This window comes from Staphylococcus sp. HMSC34C02 (assembly GCF_001838705.1).
Classification (GTDB): Bacteria; Bacillota; Bacilli; order Staphylococcales; family Staphylococcaceae; genus Staphylococcus; species Staphylococcus borealis.
The window spans coordinates 1-22,336 of record NZ_KV838550.1; the positions used below are offsets into that span (position 1 = coordinate 1).

20 protein-coding genes and 1 pseudogene are annotated in these 22,336 nt (G+C 34.1%); 2 read left to right on the forward strand and 19 right to left on the reverse strand.

The window, feature by feature from the left end:
* Positions 1 to 497 precede the first annotated feature (497 nt).
* The 5 genes from HMPREF3239_RS00190 to HMPREF3239_RS00210 form a co-directional block, all read right to left on the reverse strand.
* Positions 498 to 1,004, reverse strand: a complete 507-nt coding sequence (locus tag HMPREF3239_RS00190) for a YwhD family protein (protein ID WP_053030775.1) — start codon at positions 1,002 to 1,004, stop codon at positions 498 to 500.
* 69 nt (positions 1,005 to 1,073) lie between these two features.
* Positions 1,074 to 2,390 (reverse strand): HD domain-containing protein, encoded by a 1,317-nt coding sequence (locus HMPREF3239_RS00195; RefSeq protein ID WP_176747931.1) that lies wholly within the window; start codon positions 2,388 to 2,390, stop codon positions 1,074 to 1,076.
* 19 nt (positions 2,391 to 2,409) lie between these two features.
* Positions 2,410 to 2,886 (reverse strand): GNAT family N-acetyltransferase, encoded by a 477-nt coding sequence (locus HMPREF3239_RS00200; RefSeq protein ID WP_070854259.1) that lies wholly within the window; start codon positions 2,884 to 2,886, stop codon positions 2,410 to 2,412.
* A gap of 115 nt (positions 2,887 to 3,001) precedes the next feature.
* Positions 3,002 to 3,538, reverse strand: coding sequence for a flavodoxin family protein (locus HMPREF3239_RS00205; protein ID WP_053030781.1), 537 nt, complete (start codon positions 3,536 to 3,538; stop codon positions 3,002 to 3,004).
* 249 nt (positions 3,539 to 3,787) lie between these two features.
* Complete coding sequence (locus tag HMPREF3239_RS00210; protein ID WP_070854260.1) at positions 3,788 to 4,723, reverse strand: aldo/keto reductase; 936 nt, start codon at positions 4,721 to 4,723, stop codon at positions 3,788 to 3,790.
* A 130-nt stretch (positions 4,724 to 4,853) separates the two neighbouring features.
* On the opposite strand from HMPREF3239_RS00210, the gene hypR reads away from it, so the two are divergent.
* Positions 4,854 to 5,294 (forward strand): redox-sensitive transcriptional regulator HypR, encoded by a 441-nt coding sequence (gene hypR, locus HMPREF3239_RS00215; RefSeq protein WP_070854262.1) that lies wholly within the window; start codon positions 4,854 to 4,856, stop codon positions 5,292 to 5,294.
* A pseudogene (locus tag HMPREF3239_RS11920) lies at positions 5,281 to 5,418 on the forward strand (dihydrolipoamide dehydrogenase); the annotation flags it as partial. The gene hypR and the pseudogene HMPREF3239_RS11920, both read left to right, overlap by 14 nt.
* A 258-nt stretch (positions 5,419 to 5,676) precedes the next feature.
* Here HMPREF3239_RS11920 and HMPREF3239_RS00220 read toward each other — a convergent pair.
* From HMPREF3239_RS00220 to HMPREF3239_RS00280, 14 genes are all read right to left on the reverse strand, one after another.
* Entirely contained in the window at positions 5,677 to 7,158 is a 1,482-nt protein-coding gene (locus tag HMPREF3239_RS00220) for an SH3 domain-containing protein (protein ID WP_053028083.1), read from the reverse strand.
* On the reverse strand, positions 7,136 to 7,621 hold the full coding sequence (locus HMPREF3239_RS00225; RefSeq protein WP_053028084.1) for a phage holin: 486 nt from the start codon (positions 7,619 to 7,621) through the stop codon (positions 7,136 to 7,138). Before HMPREF3239_RS00225 ends, HMPREF3239_RS00220 begins: the two co-directional genes overlap by 23 nt.
* Before the next feature lie 133 nt (positions 7,622 to 7,754).
* On the reverse strand, positions 7,755 to 8,051 hold the full coding sequence (locus tag HMPREF3239_RS00230) for a DUF2951 family protein (protein WP_070854264.1): 297 nt from the start codon (positions 8,049 to 8,051) through the stop codon (positions 7,755 to 7,757).
* A gap of 10 nt (positions 8,052 to 8,061) precedes the next feature.
* Positions 8,062 to 8,361: a hypothetical protein gene (locus HMPREF3239_RS00235; protein ID WP_053028085.1), complete on the reverse strand. Its 300-nt coding sequence runs from the start codon at positions 8,359 to 8,361 to the stop codon at positions 8,062 to 8,064.
* A gap of 43 nt (positions 8,362 to 8,404) precedes the next feature.
* Entirely contained in the window at positions 8,405 to 8,560 is a 156-nt protein-coding gene (locus HMPREF3239_RS12370; RefSeq protein ID WP_037540968.1) for a hypothetical protein, read from the reverse strand.
* Positions 8,538 to 12,806: a phage tail spike protein gene (locus HMPREF3239_RS00240; protein WP_070854266.1), complete on the reverse strand. Its 4,269-nt coding sequence runs from the start codon at positions 12,804 to 12,806 to the stop codon at positions 8,538 to 8,540. The genes HMPREF3239_RS12370 and HMPREF3239_RS00240 overlap by 23 nt, the downstream gene beginning before the upstream one ends.
* 15 nt (positions 12,807 to 12,821) lie before the next feature.
* Positions 12,822 to 14,315, reverse strand: a complete 1,494-nt coding sequence (locus HMPREF3239_RS00245) for a phage distal tail protein (RefSeq protein ID WP_070854268.1) — start codon at positions 14,313 to 14,315, stop codon at positions 12,822 to 12,824.
* Positions 14,316 to 14,325: 10 nt separating this feature from the next.
* Positions 14,326 to 19,497, reverse strand: a complete 5,172-nt coding sequence (locus HMPREF3239_RS12740; protein ID WP_070854270.1) for a peptidoglycan DD-metalloendopeptidase family protein — start codon at positions 19,495 to 19,497, stop codon at positions 14,326 to 14,328.
* Between the two features lie 204 nt (positions 19,498 to 19,701).
* Positions 19,702 to 20,235: a phage tail assembly chaperone G gene (gene gpG / locus HMPREF3239_RS00255; protein ID WP_070854272.1), complete on the reverse strand. Its 534-nt coding sequence runs from the start codon at positions 20,233 to 20,235 to the stop codon at positions 19,702 to 19,704.
* 71 nt (positions 20,236 to 20,306) lie between these two features.
* Complete coding sequence (locus HMPREF3239_RS00260) at positions 20,307 to 20,897, reverse strand: major tail protein (RefSeq protein ID WP_070854274.1); 591 nt, start codon at positions 20,895 to 20,897, stop codon at positions 20,307 to 20,309.
* 6 nt (positions 20,898 to 20,903) lie between these two features.
* Positions 20,904 to 21,299 (reverse strand): hypothetical protein, encoded by a 396-nt coding sequence (locus tag HMPREF3239_RS00265; RefSeq protein WP_070854275.1) that lies wholly within the window; start codon positions 21,297 to 21,299, stop codon positions 20,904 to 20,906.
* Positions 21,292 to 21,717, reverse strand: coding sequence for an HK97-gp10 family putative phage morphogenesis protein (locus HMPREF3239_RS00270; RefSeq protein ID WP_053031897.1), 426 nt, complete (start codon positions 21,715 to 21,717; stop codon positions 21,292 to 21,294). Before HMPREF3239_RS00270 ends, HMPREF3239_RS00265 begins: the two co-directional genes overlap by 8 nt.
* The gene (locus HMPREF3239_RS00275; RefSeq protein WP_070854277.1) at positions 21,717 to 22,040 is read right to left on the reverse strand and encodes a phage head closure protein; all 324 of its coding nucleotides are present in this window, start codon (positions 22,038 to 22,040) and stop codon (positions 21,717 to 21,719) included. The genes HMPREF3239_RS00270 and HMPREF3239_RS00275 overlap by 1 nt, the downstream gene beginning before the upstream one ends.
* Positions 22,010 to 22,333, reverse strand: a complete 324-nt coding sequence (locus HMPREF3239_RS00280; RefSeq protein WP_070854278.1) for a head-tail connector protein — start codon at positions 22,331 to 22,333, stop codon at positions 22,010 to 22,012. Before HMPREF3239_RS00280 ends, HMPREF3239_RS00275 begins: the two co-directional genes overlap by 31 nt.
* Between the last annotated feature and the right edge of the window lie 3 nt (positions 22,334 to 22,336).

Here is a 22,336-nt window from a genome sequence, read left to right on the forward strand (position 1 = left end):
CTTAAGTGCTAAAGCACTTAAGTAAGAAATTCTAAAGATGAATGACGAATATTTTTGCGCGCGGGGCCCCAGCAAAGAGATTTTCAATATGAAAATCTACAAACAAAGCAAGCTGGGGTTGAGGAGGGAGCGGGACAGAATTCTTTTGAATTCGTCGTCCCACCCCCGCAAGGATGACTAGAACTGAGAAAGCTTGATTTAAGCGTCTTCTCAGTTCAGTCAGCTACTGCGAAATTGCTAAATAGTATTATTATATTATTTATGTCCCAGACTCAAGTAGTTCTAATGATTAAAATCAAAGAACTACTTTAGAGCCTTTCCCACAGGAAAGCGAAACAACTTAAACGAGTGAATATCTATCTAAGAATTTCTTTACAACTTAAGCGAAATGAGACTGACATACTTTATCAATGAATGAAAATAAGCCAGTAAATGAACTTATTAAAATTCACTTACTGGCTATTAAGAATAGCGTCCCACGCTTAGTACTGTTTATACTATTCAAAAGCTTTGAATAATTCGTCATTCGAATTATTCCACATATCCTCATTGTGCGATATTAAAAAGTCTTTCAACACTTTTTTATTTTCTTCGCCAATATGATCAATCATAATTTTATGTTTCATAGACTTATCCATCATATTGACATGTTCAGGCATACTCTTATAACCACGGCGTATAGACTTGTTAACTAATAAATAGCATGCAGTAACACCGGCATAATAAGGTCCAGTTTCACTACGCTCAGTTGTCACCCAGCAAAGCCAATATTCTTTAGCTTCTTCGCCTTCGACTTCCGCTTTGTCAGTTATCCATTTAACACCTTTTTCAACTTGAGCACGCGCATGCATACCGCCTATATCAATAAACGCCTCTTTATTAGCTACATCTATAAATACTGGGGCAATATTATCTAAACTAATTGCACCAATATTCGTTCCTTTATGTCCGTCAAGCGGGTCATTCTTGATAATATTAAATTTAAAACCTTTATTCTCAGACACACGTGACACCTCCGAAAACTTAAATTCATAATTTCTATATTATGTGTTATATATTAAAGTTTCAATGGCTTAATTCAATTCATTAAGTAAATTAATAATTGAACCCTTAATTTGTGGATTATCGATATTAAGAATCATTTCTTTAGGATAGTACAATTTATAATCTTCACGATTAATACCCGTAATACTAGAAATAACAAGTGATTGGCTACTAATTTCTCTAATATTACCATCACGTCTTAATAAATGTATTGGTTGTCTATTAGATCCTGGTCGATCATAATCATAAGGCAAATCAGAGAAAGCTTCACTAACGAAATAATAATTAGGATCAATATGTCCCTCTATAAACAACTCTTGCAGTTCAGTAATAGTAATGATTGAACCATCAAATGGAATGTATTTAAACAAGTCCCTATTGATAAAACGACGTGCTAAATCACTAAGAATGGCATCATCTTCTTGTATCCATCGCTTTAAATAATAAAGCACTACGACTTCATCTAAATCAACATATTGCTCGATTGTAACCTTCTCTTCGAAGAAAGGAACAAAATCTTCAGGATACATTTTAAAATGATAACCCTCGTTGTACAATTGCTTGACACGTTTCAAACAATTATTTAGTAAAACTTCCCCGCCTCTACTAACCGGATGAAAGTATATTTGCCAATACATTTGATAACGGCTCATTATAAAGTTCTCTACAGCATGCATCCCACTTTCTTTAATGAGTACTTCATCTTTTGAAGGTCGCATCAAACGTAGAATACGTTCCATATCAAATGTACCGTAAGAGACACCAGTAAAATAAGCATCCCTTTGCAAATAATCCATTCGATCGGCATCAATTTGAGATGAAATCATAGAAATGACAAGTTTATTTTGATGTGTTTTATTAATAACATCCGCGACCTCTTTAGGAAAAGTATCAGATACACGACTTAAGACTTCATTCACTTCAGTAGGTCCTGTAATAATGGCTTGTGTAAATGCCTCATGATCTGTATTAAATATCTTTTCAAAACTATGTGAAAATGGACCATGCCCTAAATCATGTAATAATGCTGCACATAAAGCTAATGGTCTATCTGCATTATTCCACGCATCACGCCCAACAAATGATTCATCAATCATACGACGTACGATTTCATATACACCTAAAGAGTGACCAAATCGACTATGCTCTGCAGTATGAAAAGAAAGATATAATGTACCTAATTGTTTAATACGACGTAAACGTTGAAACTCTTTCGTTTTAATGAGATCCCAAATAAGTTGATCTTTGACGTGAATATATTTATGGATAGGGTCTTTAAATACCTTCTCTTCAGCTAATTTCTGTTCAACATAAGGTGTTTGCGTCAAATAAATCCTTCCTCTCATTACAGTATAGTGATAGGGATTATATACTTTTCTTCATTAAAGCTAAATCCATTTGCTCTCCATACATTTCTGGTTGATAAGAACGTACGATTTCAAAACCATTATTTTGATAATATTGAATAGCGCCTTTATTTTTATTATCAACTTCTAAATATACTGCATCATATTTACCATCAAATTGTTCTAATCCTTGCTTAAGTAAGCTAGAACCGTAACCTTTGTGTTGATATTCTGGATGTACATAATGCGCAGATAAATACAGTTCTTTACCATAAATGAAATTAGCAAAGCCTATAATTTCATCATTATCCACGGCTACTAAAAATAATTGTTCTTCTAAGCGTTTCTTTAAATGTTGCTCATTATAAGAAGCAGCTAATAGTTCATTAATTGTTGATGCTGCATAAATATTTAAATATGTGTTATACCATGCCTTAGTAGCAACATCTCTAATTGCTACGACGTCATTTGATGTGGCTTCTCTGACTTTAAACATACTTGATTCTCCTGACTTTACTATGGAATTAATAATGAAATTATATCACAGTAGTTATACAATCGCTCAATATAGCGTATTTATCGATGTAATTTGTCGTACCTTTCATCAAAATCTATATTAGTGTTTCATTCCATTCTTTAGCTCTTTCGAATGCAAATGTATCTTTCGAAATATCTCCTGGTCGTTCAGCTGTACCGATAATATAACCGTTAAGTTCAGCCCCAATAAAATCTAACGTATATTTCATTTGTGTAATACAAGGCTTTGCTTTCACTTTTGGACAATCTCCACCAACTAAAATAAGACGGAAATCTTTCTTTGCCATTCGTTCTTTGAAGTCTCTATAATTTGGATCAACCATTGTTTCAGACCAATGATCAATAAATGCCTTTAAAGATGCAGATATACTGTACCAGTAAACTGGTGATGCGAAGATCACCGTATCACTTTCTAATACTTGATCAATGATGTGTTTATAATCGTCTGTATAATTAGTAATGTCTTTATTATCATGACGGAAATCTCTTACAGGATTAAATTGGTAATCTGTTAAATCAATCCAATTATAGGCTAATCCTTCTATTGCATACTTAGTAAGTTGTGCTGTGTTCCCCTCTGGACGACTGCCTCCAAATAAAACTGTAATCATGTCTATCCCTCTCTCTTAATTTATATTTAAAATATGCCATTATTTTTAATTTGTTCGCTACATCAATACTTCATATTAATTTAATATTTCGCATATTTGCCTAGTACCCTTATTTCATATGATATATGTACATTTTCCTAAAATAAAAAAGAATCATTACTATTTATTCAAGTTTCTAAAAAAGCTCTTACACAAATATAAACGGTGTAAGAGCTTAAATTACTTTAATTTATTTTATATCCGCGTTTGTTATTCAATCGGAAATAGTTCGTCGATTTTTTTCAATTCATCATCTGTTAGTTGAATATTAGCCGCTTCAATATTTTCTACAACTTGTTCAGCACGTTTTGCACCAGGAATTACTACATCTAGCGCTGGACGAGTTAAATAAAATGCTAGAACCACATTGGCGATAGATGTGTTGTGGGCTTCTGCAATACTTTGCAATTGTTTCACTCGACGCACATTATCATTAAATACCTCTGGTTGGAAGTCACGACGAGGCGCACGATGATCATCAAACGTTTGGTTTTCCTCATACTTACCAGCTAAGATACCTGACGCTAGTGGGAAATAAGGAATAAATGTAATATCATTTTCAGCCGCGTATGCCATTACATCTTCATTTTCACGATGTAATAAGTTGTATTCTAATTGCACTACATCTATATAGCCATCTTTATTTGCCTCTTTAAGTTGTTCTAATGAGAAGTTAGAGACCCCAATTGCTTTAATCTTACCTTCATCTTTAAGTTCTTTTAACGCTGCAACTGCTTTATCTTTCGGCGTATTTTCATCAGGAAAATGAATATAGTATAAATCAATATAATCTACTTGAAGACGTTTCAGGCTATTCTCAACCTGTTGTTTTAAATAATCTGGGTCATTGTTTTGAATGACGTCATCATTATCTTTAATAACATGAGAACCTTTCGTCGCAATTTGCACTTGTTCACGTGGGTATTCTTGAACCACTTGGCCAACTAATTCTTCCGAACGTTCAGGACCATAAATATATGCCGTATCGAGCAATGTAATACCATTATCAATTGCTTTGCGCACAACATCTTTCCCTTGTTCTTCATCTAAATTTGGATATAAATTGTGGCCACCTACTGCATTGGTACCTAATGCGATTGGAAATACACGAACATCTGATTTACCTAATTGTACTAAATCTGCCATTCATACTCGCTCCTTTATTCAAATATTACTACTTGTAGTTTACCCCATTCTGATTAAGTCATTCATATTGACATTTTATATAAGATATACTTTAATGTAACTAATCAAGTTACATTAAAGGCGGTATACGATGAATTTAGAATTTAACATTGCAGTACACGTGCTTAGCTTTCTCACTAAGCACTCAGAGGAACATTTCAATAGTCAGGAATTAGCAACACTTACTTGTCTTAATCCAGTGCAACTAAGACGCGTTGCTACAATACTAAATAACCAACAATTTATTGATACACGTCGCGGTAAAAGCGGTGGTTATCGTGCGAATGAGATTACACCCACGATTACGTTAGATACGCTGTATCAACTTTTTGTGTTAGATAAATCACCTGCGCAACGTATTTTCACTGGTAGTGAAGAGAGTCATTGTACGATTTCTAAGCATATTGCAACCACTATGACTAAATATAAAGCGCAAGAAACTGCCCTAGTGCGCAACTTTTATCGTAACTTGACAATTAACGACGTCATCAAAGATACACTTCAGGAGGACACAATATATGACACATTATAATTTATTAGTTATTGGCTTCGGTAAAGCAGGTAAAACACTTGCCAAATATGCAGCAGCACAAGGTCAACACGTTGCTTTAGTAGAACAATCGTCAGATAATTTTGGCGGTACATGCATAAATGTTGAGTGAACAAACTTCCATAATAAAATAACCCGTCGAATTCGACGGGTTTAGAATAACCGTATCGAAATCGAGGCGGTTAAAATAAAAAAACCACGCTCATAAGAACGTGGTTAGAATATAGTGTTGCCTCTTATAAATCTGATAATTATTTTAATTATCACAAACTGGGTATCTTTATTATAGCATAAAAAAAGAGGGACAAGCACTAAACTTGTCCCCAGTGAATGGAATAAAAATCGTGTTGTTATTATAACACATCTAACTAATTACTCCCCATAATTTACCTACACTATCTGTCTCTCTATCCCATGTTCTAACTGGTAAATAAACACGTTTACCATCATACGCTGTATATCCTACCCAGATATAACCGTCTTGTTTCATTACTTCGTCATATATAATTGTTTGACCAGCTTTTAAAATGCCAGCTTGAGGTAGATTAGTAAATGGTCCAACATAACGAGTGATGATGTTAGCATTTGCAGTAAATGTTGCGTGTTCTTCTTTATATAACGTTCCATGTGGATTTTCTCTATAACCGTTAGCGTCTTTACGTGTAGCTGGTGTAGAAGCACTGCCCGGTTTGCTTACAACTACTTTAGAAGTTGGTTTCTTACCATTCATATAGGCTCTAATTTGCTTAATAAAGTAGTCTTTTAATTTTAGTCGTGCATGTTCAGTAATTGAGTGATACAACGGATCTAAACCAGTATGAAGCACCATACTTCTGTGTGGACAACTTGTCTGACTGAATTCATTATGCAAACGAACAGTATTTCTGTTTGCTGGTAGTCCCCACTTTTTAAGTTTCTCTGCTGCAAATTGAAAAACAGCTTGTTCATTCTCTAAGAATTCTTTATCACTTGCACGTAATGATTGGTTTACTTCGATACCATAGAAATCGTGGTTACCACTTCCAGGACGAGTGCCATCTGCTACATGCCATGCAATACGACTTTCATCAATTGCTTCCCAAATGCCTGTTCTGTCAATATATGCATGAGCGATACCACGAGCCAAACGGTCATAGTTAGCATTAACTAAGTTGTTGTAATATTGTTTATAGTTCATCCCTCCTGCATCGTTGTGTATAACTACACCTTTAGGGTTATATCCTCGCTTATCCATACTATAACCAGTGATGTGTTTAGTGATTTTAGGTAATTCTTTTTTAGTAGATGCTTTTTTAACCTTTTGTTTAGGCGCTTGTTGTTTGCTTGATGAAACAACTTTGTTTTCTTTAGCTACTGGTGGAACAATGAAATGAGTTAAACCATAATAATTATCCCAACGTAAGCTAGGTTTTTTGTTAGCCCAGCCATTCCAATTTTGCTCTAAAATTTGAAAACGACTTGTATTACCACCATCATAAACAATACCGATATGACCGTACTCCCAATAAGTTCCATCAGTAAAAACAGCTATCCAACCTTTTCTAGGAACTGTTGAAGGTCTGTTTAAAACAATTTTCCATCCTTCTGGCAACTTATTCTTTTTAGGGTTGATTGCATCTTTTGCGTTTCCTCTAATTCTAAACTCATTATCAGTAAGCCACAAAATATAGTCGATTGTTAAATCAGCACATTGAGCGTGGAAACTTTTGTCTACATCGATACAGCCCGGTTCCATTGGATAGAAACGGTTATCGTAACTCGTCCAAACTTTAACTCTATATGGACTATCAACTGTGCCTTTTCTATAAGCGTCTAACCGTTTATTAATCTCTGCTTGTGTTTTCATCACTATCAACCTCCACTAGTGCTTTATCTGATGAGTTATCTTGTTCTTCTTCTGACACATCATCAAGCGAGCCGCCACCTGTTGAATAATCTGGAGTAACTTCATCAGTATCATCTGTAAATTCTTCTGATGTGTCGTATTCTTTAGGTGTGAGTGCGTTGGGTATAATTATTTCTTTGTCATCTGCTTTAAATTCTACTGGATGTGTATCTTGATTACGTGGTTTGTTTAATTCTAAATCAATGCCAGCATCAGATAAGCCTTTTGTGTTAGGGTTAGTAATTAAACCTAAACCAGCTAAAATTGCTAAGATTGTACCAATAATACCACTTATTTGTGTAAGTTGATGCGATAGATCAATACCAAACATTTCAGTTACTTGTTTTATGAGTAATAGTAGTAAACTAATTAGGCCTGATAAAGTAGCACCATTTTTAAATCTATTTTTCCAATTTATCTTCATCTAATTCACTCCTTATTCAAAATAAAAAGCCGACACATAAGTGTCGACTTAATTTGTTTATTTACATTGACCAAACCAATAACAAGTCCAGAAACTAGCTTTTGCGAATAGTTTAAACATATCAATCACCTCCTTATATGCCGAATACCATTCTGATGACAGCAAAGATAATAGAACCTGCCACTGAAAAAACCATACCTAACATTAAACGTTTCATTTCTTTAATGTTTTTACGATTTTCTCTTTTACTTTCTTTATCGATTTCTCGCTCTCTATTTATACTATCTAGAGTGAAGTTCATTTTTTGATTGATTAGTTCTTGATTATGTTGACCATCTTTTATTTGTTCCAAAGATGCGAAGATCCTTTCGTCATTATCTTCAAGTCTTTTTATTCTTGTTTCATAGTCGCGTCCTTGACTATACTCCATTCTTGCACCTCTATTCTGCGTTAGTTTCAGTTGTTTCTTTCACGTACTCTAATAAAGTTGTTAACTTAACTGGTTTGACTGTCACTTTTTCACTAATAATACCGAACTCATAGTTTAATTCGTTTAGACTATTTAAACGTTCAGCAAGTGCTTTAACTTTATCTAAATTATCAAATTTAGTTGCGATGTTTACATTACTAGTTGGATAGAATTGACCTCTGAAGTCGTTATCTAAAACAGCTTCTTCTCCTTTTTCATTCACTTGTACTAAGATGTAACTTTCTGTGTTTTTTACGATTTCATTTGCCATGATAAATTCCTCCTAAAATTTGGTATAAAAAGAGTGCTAAAGGTTACTCTCCTTCAGCACTTGTTTGTTCATTATTTTGTTGTTCTTCTTGCTCTCTAATTACTGCTCTTAACATTGCATTTTCTTGTGAAAGTTTAGCGTTTTGAGTAACTAACTCCTCGATAACATAACTTGGATTAGCTTGTAATTGATTGTTCATTTAATTGTTCCTCCAATGTGTTTGTTTTTTCGTTTAGTTGTTGTATTGATCTAAGTGCCCATGTAACCATTTCATAAATATTAACGCCATCACCATAAATAAATTCATCAGGCGTTTTATAATCTCTACCGATAATTACACCTCTATGGTTTAAACCTTTTTCTTTACCTTCTTCATTTTTATATTTGAATTGATAAAGATCTAAGTCATTAGCGATGACAGTTAGAGCGTCATAGTCCCACTTCTTAATATCTGTTTTATATTGTTCGAGTGATGCGTTGTTGAAGGCTGATGCTCTAACTGGTTTGTAACCAGTATCGCCACCGTTCCAGAATAAGTTGTTTGTAACACGTAATTCGTTTGTAGATACGCCGATATAGAAATCTTTAGCAGTATTAACTCTTATAGAGTTCGCTTGTACATCTAAGCATTGTAAATCTTTATATTTCACATTGCCGTTGTTGTAACCTTTTTTATCGGTTATACGTAATGCGTCATCTACTAAAATATAAGCATTACTTCCTTTAGCAGTTAAATCTCCATATAATTTATCCGCAAAGAAATGACCTGTCCCAATATCACCATCTTTATTGGTAGCATAAATTGTACTGTTAATAGAACTTTTACTAAATCTTATTCCTGAACCATATTGTGACGTATCGCTTGAAACATTACCGTATTTAAGAACACCGTCTGTGTATGCACCACTATCGTTTTGTTTTACATACATAGCAAATTCATTGTTTCCAGTTCGGTTATCACGATAAGGTCTGAAATAAATACCGTAGTTACTTTCAATATTTACAGTTAAGTTCGCATTTAAAATAATACGACTGTAATCACTTTCTAATGCTACTGCACCATAAGTAGAATGTAATCGTACACCGCGAGAGGTATCATTATATTTTGTAGAATGAAATTCTAATGTACCTGCTGTTTCATCACCAGCACCAGCAAGCATTGTTGATAAACCTTTTTCGGTTAAATATAAGTTATAACCAGTTGTTCTATTTTGTACTTTTACAGTACCGCCTTGAATACCTAGTCTTAAATTAGCGGTATCAGTTTCATTTGCCCAAGTACGTGTGAAAGAACCATAAGACAGGATAGAATTGTTTCTAATATCTAAATAATCAACACTATCCCCGCCTCGAATACCAATGTTATTAACGTTGATATCTAAGCCTTCTGGACTTAAATTTAAACGATTAATCACTTCATCTTTACCGACTTTATTATCAACTTTATTAGCAACAACATTAAATTCTTTGTTGACTGTGATGTCTACTTTATCGCCACGTAATTTAATGCCGTCCTTACCAATATTCATTGCTTGAATTGTGCCGTTTTCGTTATAAGTGAATGTCATACCAGTTGCAACATTTGTAGTAAAGTCTGCAACTGTTTTACTTAACGTTTTATTGGTTGCGTTAAATTCTTCTTTCGTTGCTCGCAACTGAATATCTTTACCGTTTTGAGAAATGTCGGTGTTCATTTTTGTGAGTTTAACGTCTGTATCTTTCTTTTGAGCATCTGTGTATGCTTTTGCGTTTGTTTCTGCTGTTAAACCTAATAATTCAATATCTTCCGGAGCAGGAGACCAATCAAGTTCTTTTGTACCTTCATATAAACTGATTTTGCCTATATATTGTTCATTAGATTGAGAAATGGCAACTATCAGAATATCTTTTCTATTACCAGTATTGAAACGTATAACCTTATCAGTTGTATAACCAACAATTGTATAAGACCCCTTCTTATAAAAAACCCCTATTTTAATATCTGAACTACTTTCGTGAATTTTTAAAATATAGTCAGTATCTTGTTTTAAAGACGGGTTGCCACCGTTACTTCTATCGTAAAAATAAAAATTAATTCTCTGAGATGCGTTTAACTCTACGTAATAAGGGGTTTTTGTTATACCTCCGATACTATTTTGTGTGGTTGAATAATATGATTGTAAATAATTTCGATTTGTAGATTTAACTAGGTCTAAACCATTTTCGTACTCTTTTAAACTCACTTTATCACTAATTGAATTAGATAACTGTTTGCGTTCGCTGTCTGCATTATTAAGACGTGTGACTAAATTGTTTTGATCTGTTGTGTAATCTTGTTTAGACACTTTTGAATTGATTTGATCTGGTAATAAATCAAGTGTTGCTTTATTTGATTTAACAGTCGTTTCTAAAGGTGTTAAGCGTCCGTCAACATCTCTTAATTTTTGTGCTACATCATCACTTTTAGCCATTAAACTAATTTGACCTTTTAAAGCGGAAATGTTACTTTCTGTCGTGTTTACACGCGTTTGTACTCCATCAACCTTATTCTCAACACTTTTTACATTCGCGCTTATTTCATTTTTTGCTATATTTACTTTACTATCAACACTATTATTCAAACGCCCTTCTAATTCTTTTATATTTCCGTCGTAATAGTCTTGTAGTGTTTGCTTTAAATTACTCAATTCTTGTTCGTTAGGAATATCAGCATATAATTGTTGATTTTCACTATCCCAACGACCATTAGGTAACGTTTGAGCTATTTTATCCATAGCATCATTAAACTTCTCATCAGTATATTGTGATTGAAGTAATTTCAACCGTTTATCAATAGAAATTTTAGCGTCAGTAACGTATTTATATAATGTTTGTAGCTTTTGACGATACACTGTAAATAACGTTTGTGTATCAACTAATTTTCCTATTGTAGCTGTATCTTCATCTATACTATCTAAATTAGTTTTAATCTCTTGATATACATTATCTACATCTGATAGTGCTTGATTTAAATTACCTTTTAAATCATCATTAACAAGATATTCATTATTTAACACATCGTACACATCATTTTGTAATTTACTATGTTGAATAGTTAAATTGATAAAACTGTTATTTAAATCTCGATACATCACTTGCTCACGTCTTAAACCACCGATTTTTTCTACATCATCAGCTGTTTGAGTTATCCATTTTCCGTTCCAATATCTTCGTAATACTGCAACATTTGGATTTGAAGTATCGTACCATAATGTATCGTTCTGTGGATTTTCTGGTGGCTCAGTACCTTTAAATATTTTACGTTCGTAATATTCTAATTCTCCAGCTACAACATCACTCACGATTGTGTTTACGTTGGAAATATTATCATTAAGTTTTTTAGTGATTTCATCAAGTTTTCTAGTGAAGAACTCTCTTAGTTTTGTTTCTTCGTATTCAATAACATTACCGAATGTAAATTCACTCTCATCTGCTAACCAGTTGTACTTAATACCTATAACTTCCGCCTCTATATATAAAGGTGGTCTGAAATCTCTATCTTTCACTCTGACGATATCTCTTAGACACACTGTTACATCGTTATAATATTTATGGATGTCTAAAGATGATACTTCATAACTTATCGCTGCTTGGTTACGTTTGTTGAGTTCTGTTTTAGCAAGGGTAGTCAAACGTTTAAGCGTCATATTCTCATCATTACTTTCAGGCTCATATACATCCCAAATATAACGGTTAGGTAGTCCGAAAATCTCTTGTGCTTCATTATCTACTACAACGGTTTCAATTCTTGAGCCATCTTCTTTTTCAGGACCGACTGCAAGTAAAGCAGTTTTCACTTCGGATAGATCAATCGTTCTTGTCATACCTGTTAAGTCTTTACCTTTAGTGATTTCCTTACCTTTGAACAAGTTTTTAGGTTTAGTGATTGATACATAACGATGTTCAACAGTATGTGCGCCTAATTCGATATAAAAACTAGGGACCATGTCGTAAGTAGTACAAAGCATGTAAATTAAATCAAACGGATTAGTATGAGAAGTCCATGACGTTGTACGATTGCCACCATATTCTGTATCATCAGATACTTCCCAACCTGTATCAGCAAGTGTTTTGAGTAACGCTTGTGTTGTTGTATGTGCTTCAAACTTACCAGGTTTAATTGGTTTTGCTGTTTTCAAATCTTCTAAGTAACTTGCATTACATTCAATTTCGGTTGTACCGTCGAAGTTATCTGTAATGTGGATGATAATAAACTCCCTGAATGTACCGTTATTGTCTTGAGCGATAATACGATTGCGTTCTCTTAATTTCTCTGCTCGAGTATTTTCAATTGTAAAATCAAAAGTTTCTGTTTTTTCTTCTACATTCATACTCATTTCAGCATTAATCAATGCACCATCACTTTGACTAATGAAATCAATAATATTGTCATTAAAATCAAGTACATGTATTCCTACATTCTTCACTATCTCACCTCCAATCTATAAATATCTGTCTTGCCAATATACTGTCGTGTCATATGTGTTTTCTGGATAAATCATACATTCATTCATCCCTTTATTTATGTTAAAGAAGTCGCTACCAAATGTTTTTAAATCGAGTGCAGGCTCTTCATTGATCGTTACTGTCTTTTCTTCCATATTAATGTTGATTAAATCACCTTTTTTGATGATTAAATCTCTTGCTTTAGGTGGTTTAGGTAATATTTCATGATTATAACTACCTAAAATTGTTGTAGGCATATGGTAATTACTGCCATTTTTAGCAATATAGATACTTACTGCTGATATAGGTCGTTGATAGAAGTTTCCACTATCAATAAATACCTTTTCTGTCACATCTACTGGCGTAATTCGTTTAGGATAGTCTACTTCGTCATATTTCCATGTTTTTATATAGAACTTATCTCCAATGCGTTTTAAACGCATATAAATTACTATATGTTTCCATGTGTAAAACTTAGGTGCGTTTGTATAACTATATATTTTCTTTTGATTACCATTTTGGTCGAATAGCGTTACGTGTATTGTGCCTATATTTTGTGTTGCTCTAGGGTTGCTATAACCAATAGAAGCAATCACACGGTTATCTGTGTCGTATATATATTGAGTTGCATGTGTAGCACCTTTTTTACCTTGATTAACGTGTATTTTAACTGTCGAACTAAAATCTTGAGTACTTTTACCGAATGAATGCTTATATTCTGCGCCATTCCATCCACTTGTACTTGTAATGCTACTTTCATCAAGCATAAAAGCGTCTTTTGAAGAACTCATTGCCATAGAACCACCAACTGTTCCACCAGTTACATTATCGTTAATAGTACCGTTAGTGACTTTAGTCCATCCAAAGAAAGAACGCATCTCATCATTAAATAAAGTCGGTGTATAATCTTCGACTTTCTTATCTAAATCGTCATCACCAATCATGAAATAATCTTCGTCATTCTTCGTGATAGAGAAATAACTCGCATTCTTTAATGCTGTTGCTTGAACAATGATAGGACTATCTGCTGTCCCTGTACTTACCACTGATACTTGGTCAGAAATAGCTGTGTTTTTAGTACCTTCTACTGCGTATTTATATGGATCAAGTAATGTAACTTTTAGAGAGAGTTCAGCTTGCATTCCTACATCTTTATCTAATTCGAAAGGACCAGTGATATAGGCGTTCCAATACCAATTTTGACTTTCAAACTGCAATTTAATTGGTTTATCACTATCCACTCTTTTTACTAAATCATTTATGATATCGTCATGTGTTTTCTGACTATCTCTACTTGTGTGAGTATCGTTTCTGACTATCAAAGGTATCTCAAATTCTAGTGCGCCTATTTTTCTATCTTTTAATACACCACCAGCTCTACCTGGCACTTCTTCGACTTCTAAAGCATAATTAAAAGAGGGTATTTTGAACCCTCTTTCGATATAAATATCATCCACTTTTTTATCATTAATAATTAAAGCGTCGCTCAAAATATCCCTCCTAAGTCACACTAGGTTTAAATCTAGCTTTCCTACTTTTATGACGTTCTCTTTTATCAACGATTGTATTTACTTCTTCGCCTAACGAATATCTATCAATCACATTAGATTTGTTTGCAATACGTTCATTACTATCTTCTAAGTTGAATAATGTAGAAATGATTGCGTCCATTTTTTCAACTAAAGATGTTAATTTAACATTTTGTTCTTTTAACGCTTGATATTCTAAATTTCTACGCATTTCTGTTTGCTGTTGTTTGTCTTTTTCTTCTCTAATACCATCTGCAAAGCGAGAGATAGCTTCATATACTGCTGATTGAGTACGATTGAAGATATCACTATTAATAACACGTTCAATAGCAGCAATTGACACATCATTAGGTATGATTTGCTCGCCACCACGTAAGTTCATGATTTCTCCGCCTTTTTCAAACACAGTGGCATAACCTTTACGAGCATTATTAGTACCTGTGGCGTAACCATGACCATGACCGATAACTTGTAACATTCCAGTTCTACCGTAACGTTTTTTAGCGTAATTGATTGCTGCCATAGCGTTGTCTAAACCATTCATAATATTGCCATGACCTGGTAATTTATTTGCAGCAAATGTCGGAGGGATAACTTGTAATAAACCTCTTGCTAGATTTCCTGTTCTATTATTTATATCCCCAATATTACCTTGAACAGCACCAGCATTACCGCCACTTTCCGTTTGTATTTGTCTTATCCAAGCGTTTACATATGCTGCTGTTGTTGGAAGGCCATTTGCTTTTAACGCTTGTTTGATTTCAGGTTTCCATTTGTTTGCAGCTTTTGAGCCTCCACCTTTACTACCATTATGTGATTTCAACCATTTAACTGGATCAATAGAATGTCCTGTCATTGAGCCAAAACCGTGTTTATTCATTTCATAGTGTAGGTGAGGACCACTACTTGAACCTGTGTTACCAGAAATACCAATAGCGTCGCCCGGTTTAACACGTTGTCCATTTTTAACAAGCCATTTACTCAAGTGGCCAAAATAAGCATCATAAGGTTTTGCTCTTACGATAACATGTTTCCCAAAGCCTGATGCTGTATGTCTTGTTTCAACTTTACCGCCCATCGGCGTTAGGACTTTTTCATAATTATATGGTAAGTCAATACCTGGATGCGCCCAGTTAAACGGATAGCCTGGTGGTGGACCGTTCGGACTGTATCTTGTAGTAATGTTATCAAGATACTTAATAAATCGACCGTCGCCATCGCCACCAGAAACGTCATCTAACCAACCTCCAAATAACGATTTAACGCCTTCTTTTAGTTGTTTCCACATAGCGTCCCAAAGCATTTTAGGAATTTCGCCGTTAACCATACTAAAGTCAACGCCGAACTCTTTTAGGACTTTATCGACAAGTTTTCCAGGATTACCAAGATATTGTAATAAGTCGCCTGCTTTCTCTTTGGCCCATGTTCCTGCAGCACCTAAAGCACCTTTAGTAGTGTTAATCATTTTCTTAGCGCCGTCACTAAGTGATTTAACCGTGTGTTTAGCACCTGAACCTATATTTTTAGTTTTATCAGTAACGTATTTCCACGCCTCTTTTGCAGCGCCTCCAGCACCACCTGCACCGAAACCACCTTGTCCCATCATTTCTCCAGCGTCAAATGTAGGGTGATTATGTTTTTTACGTTTCTTAGCGTCTCTTAACATACGTTTTCTAACATCTTCACCACTATCTGTACCTCTAGAGAATTTAGGAATAAAACCTTGATTTTGAAGTTTTTGAGTAGTTTTACCGTTGATAACTCTATCGCCTTTATTTAAAGGAACAACAACATCTCGTCCTTGTGGTGCATAGATTGATCCATTACTACGTTGAATTAATTCTTGATGTCCGTTTGCGCCTATTCCATTACCTCTACCTTTATCATTAACTGTTGCTAATGTAGGTTGATTAATAGCGCCATTTGATACGAAACTTTGTGTACTTGCACCTTCTGTACCAGTAGAGAGTTTAGGTATTTTACTATCTATACCTAATTTTCCGCCTACCCAGTTTACAGCACCAATTAATTTATTAAGACTTTTCTTGACTGCATCTACCATTCCAGTAATATGACCTTTGATTTTTTTTATAATTTTTTTAAGCCCGTTAGACATATTGTTGAACACATTACGGACACTATTCCACAAATTTTTTGCCATATTTACTGTATTATTTCTGATACTGCGCCAAGTATTTGCCATGAAATTCTTCGTTTTAGAAAAGATATTTCTTGTTCCATTATATAAATTTGAAAAATTTCGTTTTACTCCGTTATATAAACTACGTGCAAAATCAACAGTTGAGTTTCTGATTTTTCGCCAAATAGATGACATCCAATTTCTTAATTTGCTGAAAATAGAACGTGTAAAATTAAATAATTTACTAAACGTATTTCGTACGCCACTATATAAAGATTTAGCGAATGCAACAACTTTATTTTTGATAAATTGCCAACTTCTAATCATGAAATTTTTCAAGTTAGTAATTATTTTCTTGATACCGTTATACATTGAACGTATGGCGTTAACTGTACCGTTCTTTATAGATAGCCAAATTCTTAATGATGTCGTTTTAATTAAATTAAAGGTTTTAGTTATAAAAACTTTCAATGAGCCTATAATTTTTTTAGCTCCGTTAGTTAAACTACGAATTATATTTAATACTCCAGTTTTGATTAACAGCCAAATTTTCAGTGTATTATTCTTGATAGACGACCACAAAACGGATAAAAATGCCTTCAAAATATTGAAATTTCTTTTTCCAGCATTAACTAAACTTTTTACTATTGTGACAAATCCATTTTTTAAAGATACTAAAAATTTAATTGACATATCTTTAATAAATTTAAACGTTCCAGGTATAAAAACTTTTAAAAAACCGAAAACTGAACTAGCACTATTCTTGATAGAATTCCACGCTTTTATTACAAAGTTACGGAATGTTTCATTATTCTTCCATAAGTAAATAATGGCAGTCGTTAAAGCGCCAATAACAGTGATTACAATACCAATTGGACCTGTCATAAATCTTAGTGCTAAACCTAAACCTTTAGTTGCAAGTGTAGCAGCTTTAGTGACAACTGACCACGTTTTAGTTGCAGCAGTCGTTATTTTTGCCTGTATGGCTTGTCGTTTCATTCCTAATGTTGCAAATGCACCTTCTGCGCCTAATAATCTTTGAGTACCCGTGACAGCAAGTAAGGTAAATTTCATTTTATCGTAAGCGCCTTTAACTAAGAATATAGGTTTTAATAATAATAATAACGCTCCAGTCAACGCTACTGTTGAACCTAATATTTTACCAATCATAGGATGTGTATTAACCATACTTGCCATCCAACCTGTTATAGCATTGGTTGCTGATAAAGTTACCGATGAAACTGGAGCCATACCTTTCACTAGCCCCCATAACACACCAGTGATATTTTTAATTAATTGCCATACTTTAGGACCATTCGTTTCTAGGTATTCAACAAATTGTTTGAAACCATCTGAACGTTTTAATTCTTCACTCCACTTTCTAAAACCTTCCGTTACGCTTTCTATTCCTAGTAACACGTTGTGAGAGTGTCCACTAAATGCACTGAACAGATTGAATAAACCAGCGAATACATTACCGAATATTCTTCCTACGATAGGTAAGTTAGTCTTAGTATATTCAACAAAACCGTTTATCGCTTTAGAGCCCTCAACACTATTTGCCCATTTTCTAAATGACAATGCCATATTCTCAAAGCCTTGTGATGCCCACACAAATAGTGGACTTAGCTTATTAAATACAGCAGTTGTACCGTCTACAAAATGATAAGCGCCTTGTAATAAATGACCGAACGCTTGTGTTCCTTGTGTATTTAAAATGTTGAAAGCAGTTTTTGCATTAGATGAAGTTTTAACCCAATTTAACATCTTTCCACTCATGCTTTCTATTTGTCCTGCTGTACGTGTTAGGAAAGGATTTAGGTTAGATAGAGAAATTCTAGCAATATTAATGCCATTACTAAGCGTGTTGAAAATTTTAGCTTGATTTTGAGCAATAAGTCCTTCCCATTCGTTTTTCAAACTACTCAACACACTTTGATAACGTCTTGTTTCATTAGTTAATGCTAATTCGCCATCTTCTAGTTTTTTAAGAGCATATGTTGCTTGACCTGCAAATACATTAATCGCGCCCATACCAATACCGAATGCGCCACCTAAACCGATAGCGCCACCAGCTAATGATGTGAGCATACCACCAATACCAGCACCAGCACTTACAACAGAACCCATGATAGGTACTAAGTTAGCAAACTGTGTAGCCATTACTTCTCCAACTACACCTTGTGTAATTTCGCCTAAACTTCGTAAAGTTGTTGCTATTCTATCTGCGCTATTTCTAGCACCTGCAAAACCTGCTCCCATTAAAGTAGCAGCTAACGCCACCTTACGTTGTGACCTAGCAACTTCATCTAATTCATCTGAAAGCTCATCTGCTCGACCTTGTGCGATTTGCATAGCAACACTTTCTTTTAAAATATCATTACGCAATTTGTCGGCTTGTCTACTTGTTGAGCCATGCGCTAATGATACTTCTTTTAAATTTTGTTTGAGCAAATTAATATTAGCTTTAGATTTAGTAATAGTGTAGTTCATTTCTGTTAAGTGGTCTTTGTAGTTATCAACTGAACGTGTCCCTTGTTTAAAAGCAATTTCACTAAGTTTCGCTCTGTTTTTAAGTTCGCCTAAACTATTTTTTACTTGGTCACTTGAACGGTTAAATTGCTTATAAGCTAATTCTGTTTCTTTTAACTCACGACCATAGGTAGAGAGTTGATTTTCTGCTTGTTGAACTGCACGAGAAGCACTGTTTAACTTTCTTTTTTGTTCTTCTGTTACTACATTAGACTTACTGATTTCTTCTCTGACGTTTTCTAAGCTATCTTTACGTTTTTTTAGTAAACCTTCTTGTGCTTTAATTGCTCTGCCTAAGTTCTTTTCTCTATCAGCTAATTGTTCTGCACTTAATTCATTTCTCTTAAATTCTGAACGTTGTGAACGTAAAGATTTATTAATATTTTTGAGTTCACGTTCTAATGTTCTTGAGGAGGCTTTTATGGGGTCAACATCCATCGAAACCTCTGCACCTAAGTTAAAATCTGCCATTATTCCACCTCCTTATTTTTTAAATTAATGCCATCATTTGTTCAGGACTTAATGCACCAGCTTTAGCCACTTTAGACGCTTTACGCTTACGTTTTTTCGTATTGAAGTATTTATCGAAATCTTCCATGACGATTGCATCCACTTCATGTGGTTTATACTGTGCGTCCTCAATAAAATGACGGTAAACTAAGTAAATATCTTCAACTATTTCGTCTGCTGTTTTGTCTTTGTTGTAGTCGCTTTTTTCTTTGGCTTTCCCGCGTCATTACTAGCAAAGATTTTGCTATAAGTATCTGGTAATGTATTTTCAACTTCTAAACCATCAAACACTTCATCAATAGTGAATTGATTATCGAATACTTTAACTAATAAGTTTGCGAATTCGTCGTAAATTTCGAAATCTTCATCGTTACCTTCTTCTTTGATTTGTTCGTTTAATTCTTCTGATTTATTTAAGAACTCTTTATATTCATCTGTTGCTTCTAATTCATCTAATTCTTGATATAACTTTTCTGCTTCTTCATCTGTTTCTACATCTGCTAACTTGTTCTCTACTTTTTCGATTTTGTTTAAGATGTTACGGTGTTTACGATATAAATTTTGTAATTCTCCAATTGTGCTAAAACCACTTTGCAATTTTTGTTCAAATTCAGCTTGCGCTTTAACTGCACCTAAATTTAATTTGTCTTTAACAAATGTTTTGTTTTTACCGTCAATTTTTAAGATTACTTTAGCCATTTAGAATTGCTCCCTCGTTAGTTATTTTTGTATACAAAAATAGGCGACCTATTACAGTCGCCTTAAATCATTTATGCAGCTGGTGTATTGTTAGCAGTCGTCACTGCATCATCACCATGAATTGCTTTATAGAAATCTTCTTCGTTGAAATCTGGATCTGCACTGTGAATACGTGCAAATACTAATTTGTCATTATCACGTTGTACGAATGAGCCTTCCATTTCTACTTGGTCTTGTTGTTCTGGACTATCTTCCATAGTAGATGCACTTGTGTTAGGGATATTGAAGTTACCACGAGTTAGACCATAATAGATGAATGAACCATCATTACAACGATATTTCCATGAAACTGATAAATATGGAGGTACTAAATCAGAAGTGTATAATTCCATACCTTTATTAACTTTTACTCCTAAGAATTGTTCGCGTTCTTCTTTATTTAATTCCATTAAGTTTGCTGTAACTGTCGCACCAGTAATACCACTGAATAAGTTTAATTTTTTAACTCCATCTGCATATACTGGTTCGCTACCTTGTTCTAATTCTAATTCGATTTCTTGTAAGCCTGGAACGTCAGTTAAAGGACCTACTTCAAATCCGTTACCTGATTGACGACGTGCTTTAAAACCTTCACATGTAATCGCTACTTTTTTATCTGCCATTATTAATTACTCCTTTACTGGTAAAATTATTTCGTATTCATTCATTTGATTAAAAAGGCCGAGTTCCTTATCTTTTGAAAGGTCTCGGCTTATCACTCTGCCATCATACTGTTTGATAATGTCGTTCACATGTTCACTTACTGTGTAAGTAGTGTTGATATCATTACCAAACGTCTCAATGGCAAATAAAAAACGATAGTATTCACTATCGCCATCTCTATATATTGTGTTTTGTAATAATATTTCTGTAATTCTTACTAAAGGTGTGTATTCTGCTTTTTGATAGTTTTCAGGAATTTCAAAATTAAATATTTTAGGTTGCTTATTAGAATTGAGTAATCTCTCTAACTCTTTATCACTTTTTAGCCATGAATATACACGTACAATAGGATGTCTAGTCAATATCAACCATATTCCTTACTGCTTCTTTATATATTGCGAGAATTGGTGCTTTACTCATTTCTAATGAACGTCGCATAAAGTGTTGTGGTGGTTGTCCCATAGAACGATTAGAGGGACGAGTACCGACATCAGGAAAGTGGATATACCAACCAGCATCTTTACGTTTACGACCTTTATCAAAGCCAACTGTTTTAGTTGGATTAAGTTCATCACGACTGAAATTAGAGATTTTTAACACCTCTACTGCATGTGTCGAATGGGTTTGTCGCTTGTGTACTGGTGTATTAGCCTCAATGTTAGCTTTGTAGAGTTTTGCAGCTTTTGTTACTGCCTGTTTTGATTGCTTTTCACTATTGATAACTAATTTTCTAATTTTATCTGATATATCTTTATCACTGTCGTAACGTTGTTTAGCCATTACTCTACCACCTCACATTTCAACATTTGACGTTCTAAATCTTGTAAGTCTGTTTCTATATATTTAATCTTGTATTCTTTTCCTTTGAATTCAACTATCATATCTGACTGTATATCAGCCTTTTGTCTATAACGGATAATAAAGTCGATTGTTCCTTTTCTTGTCTCTAGGCCCATTTCTCTAAATTCTTTTATTGTAGTTTTTGACACTTCGCAATAAGGAGTGGCAATTAACTTCTTATCTGTTACATAAACACCTTCATCATTGACTGTTTCAGTTTGGTCATAAATCTTTATTCGATGTTTGAGCCTTCCGATTTCCATAAAGCATACGCTCCTCTCAAACTTTGAATAAGTGCTAGTGATGAAGGTGCTACATTGTGCTTAGTGAATTGACTTGTAGTTGATCTATTCTCGTAGTGGTGGCCAACTTGGTTAATCACAGCTAAGTTGTAAAGTGCATTACCTTTATAAAAGGCATTTGCTTTGCCATAACCACTTACAGCGCCCTGTATTTCTTGTTCAGACGCTTGTATCAACCCTAGAATTTCATCATCATCAAAATCATGGTCAACTCTTAAACGATTTTTAACTTCTTCAAGTTCCAAAGTAAGCATTTA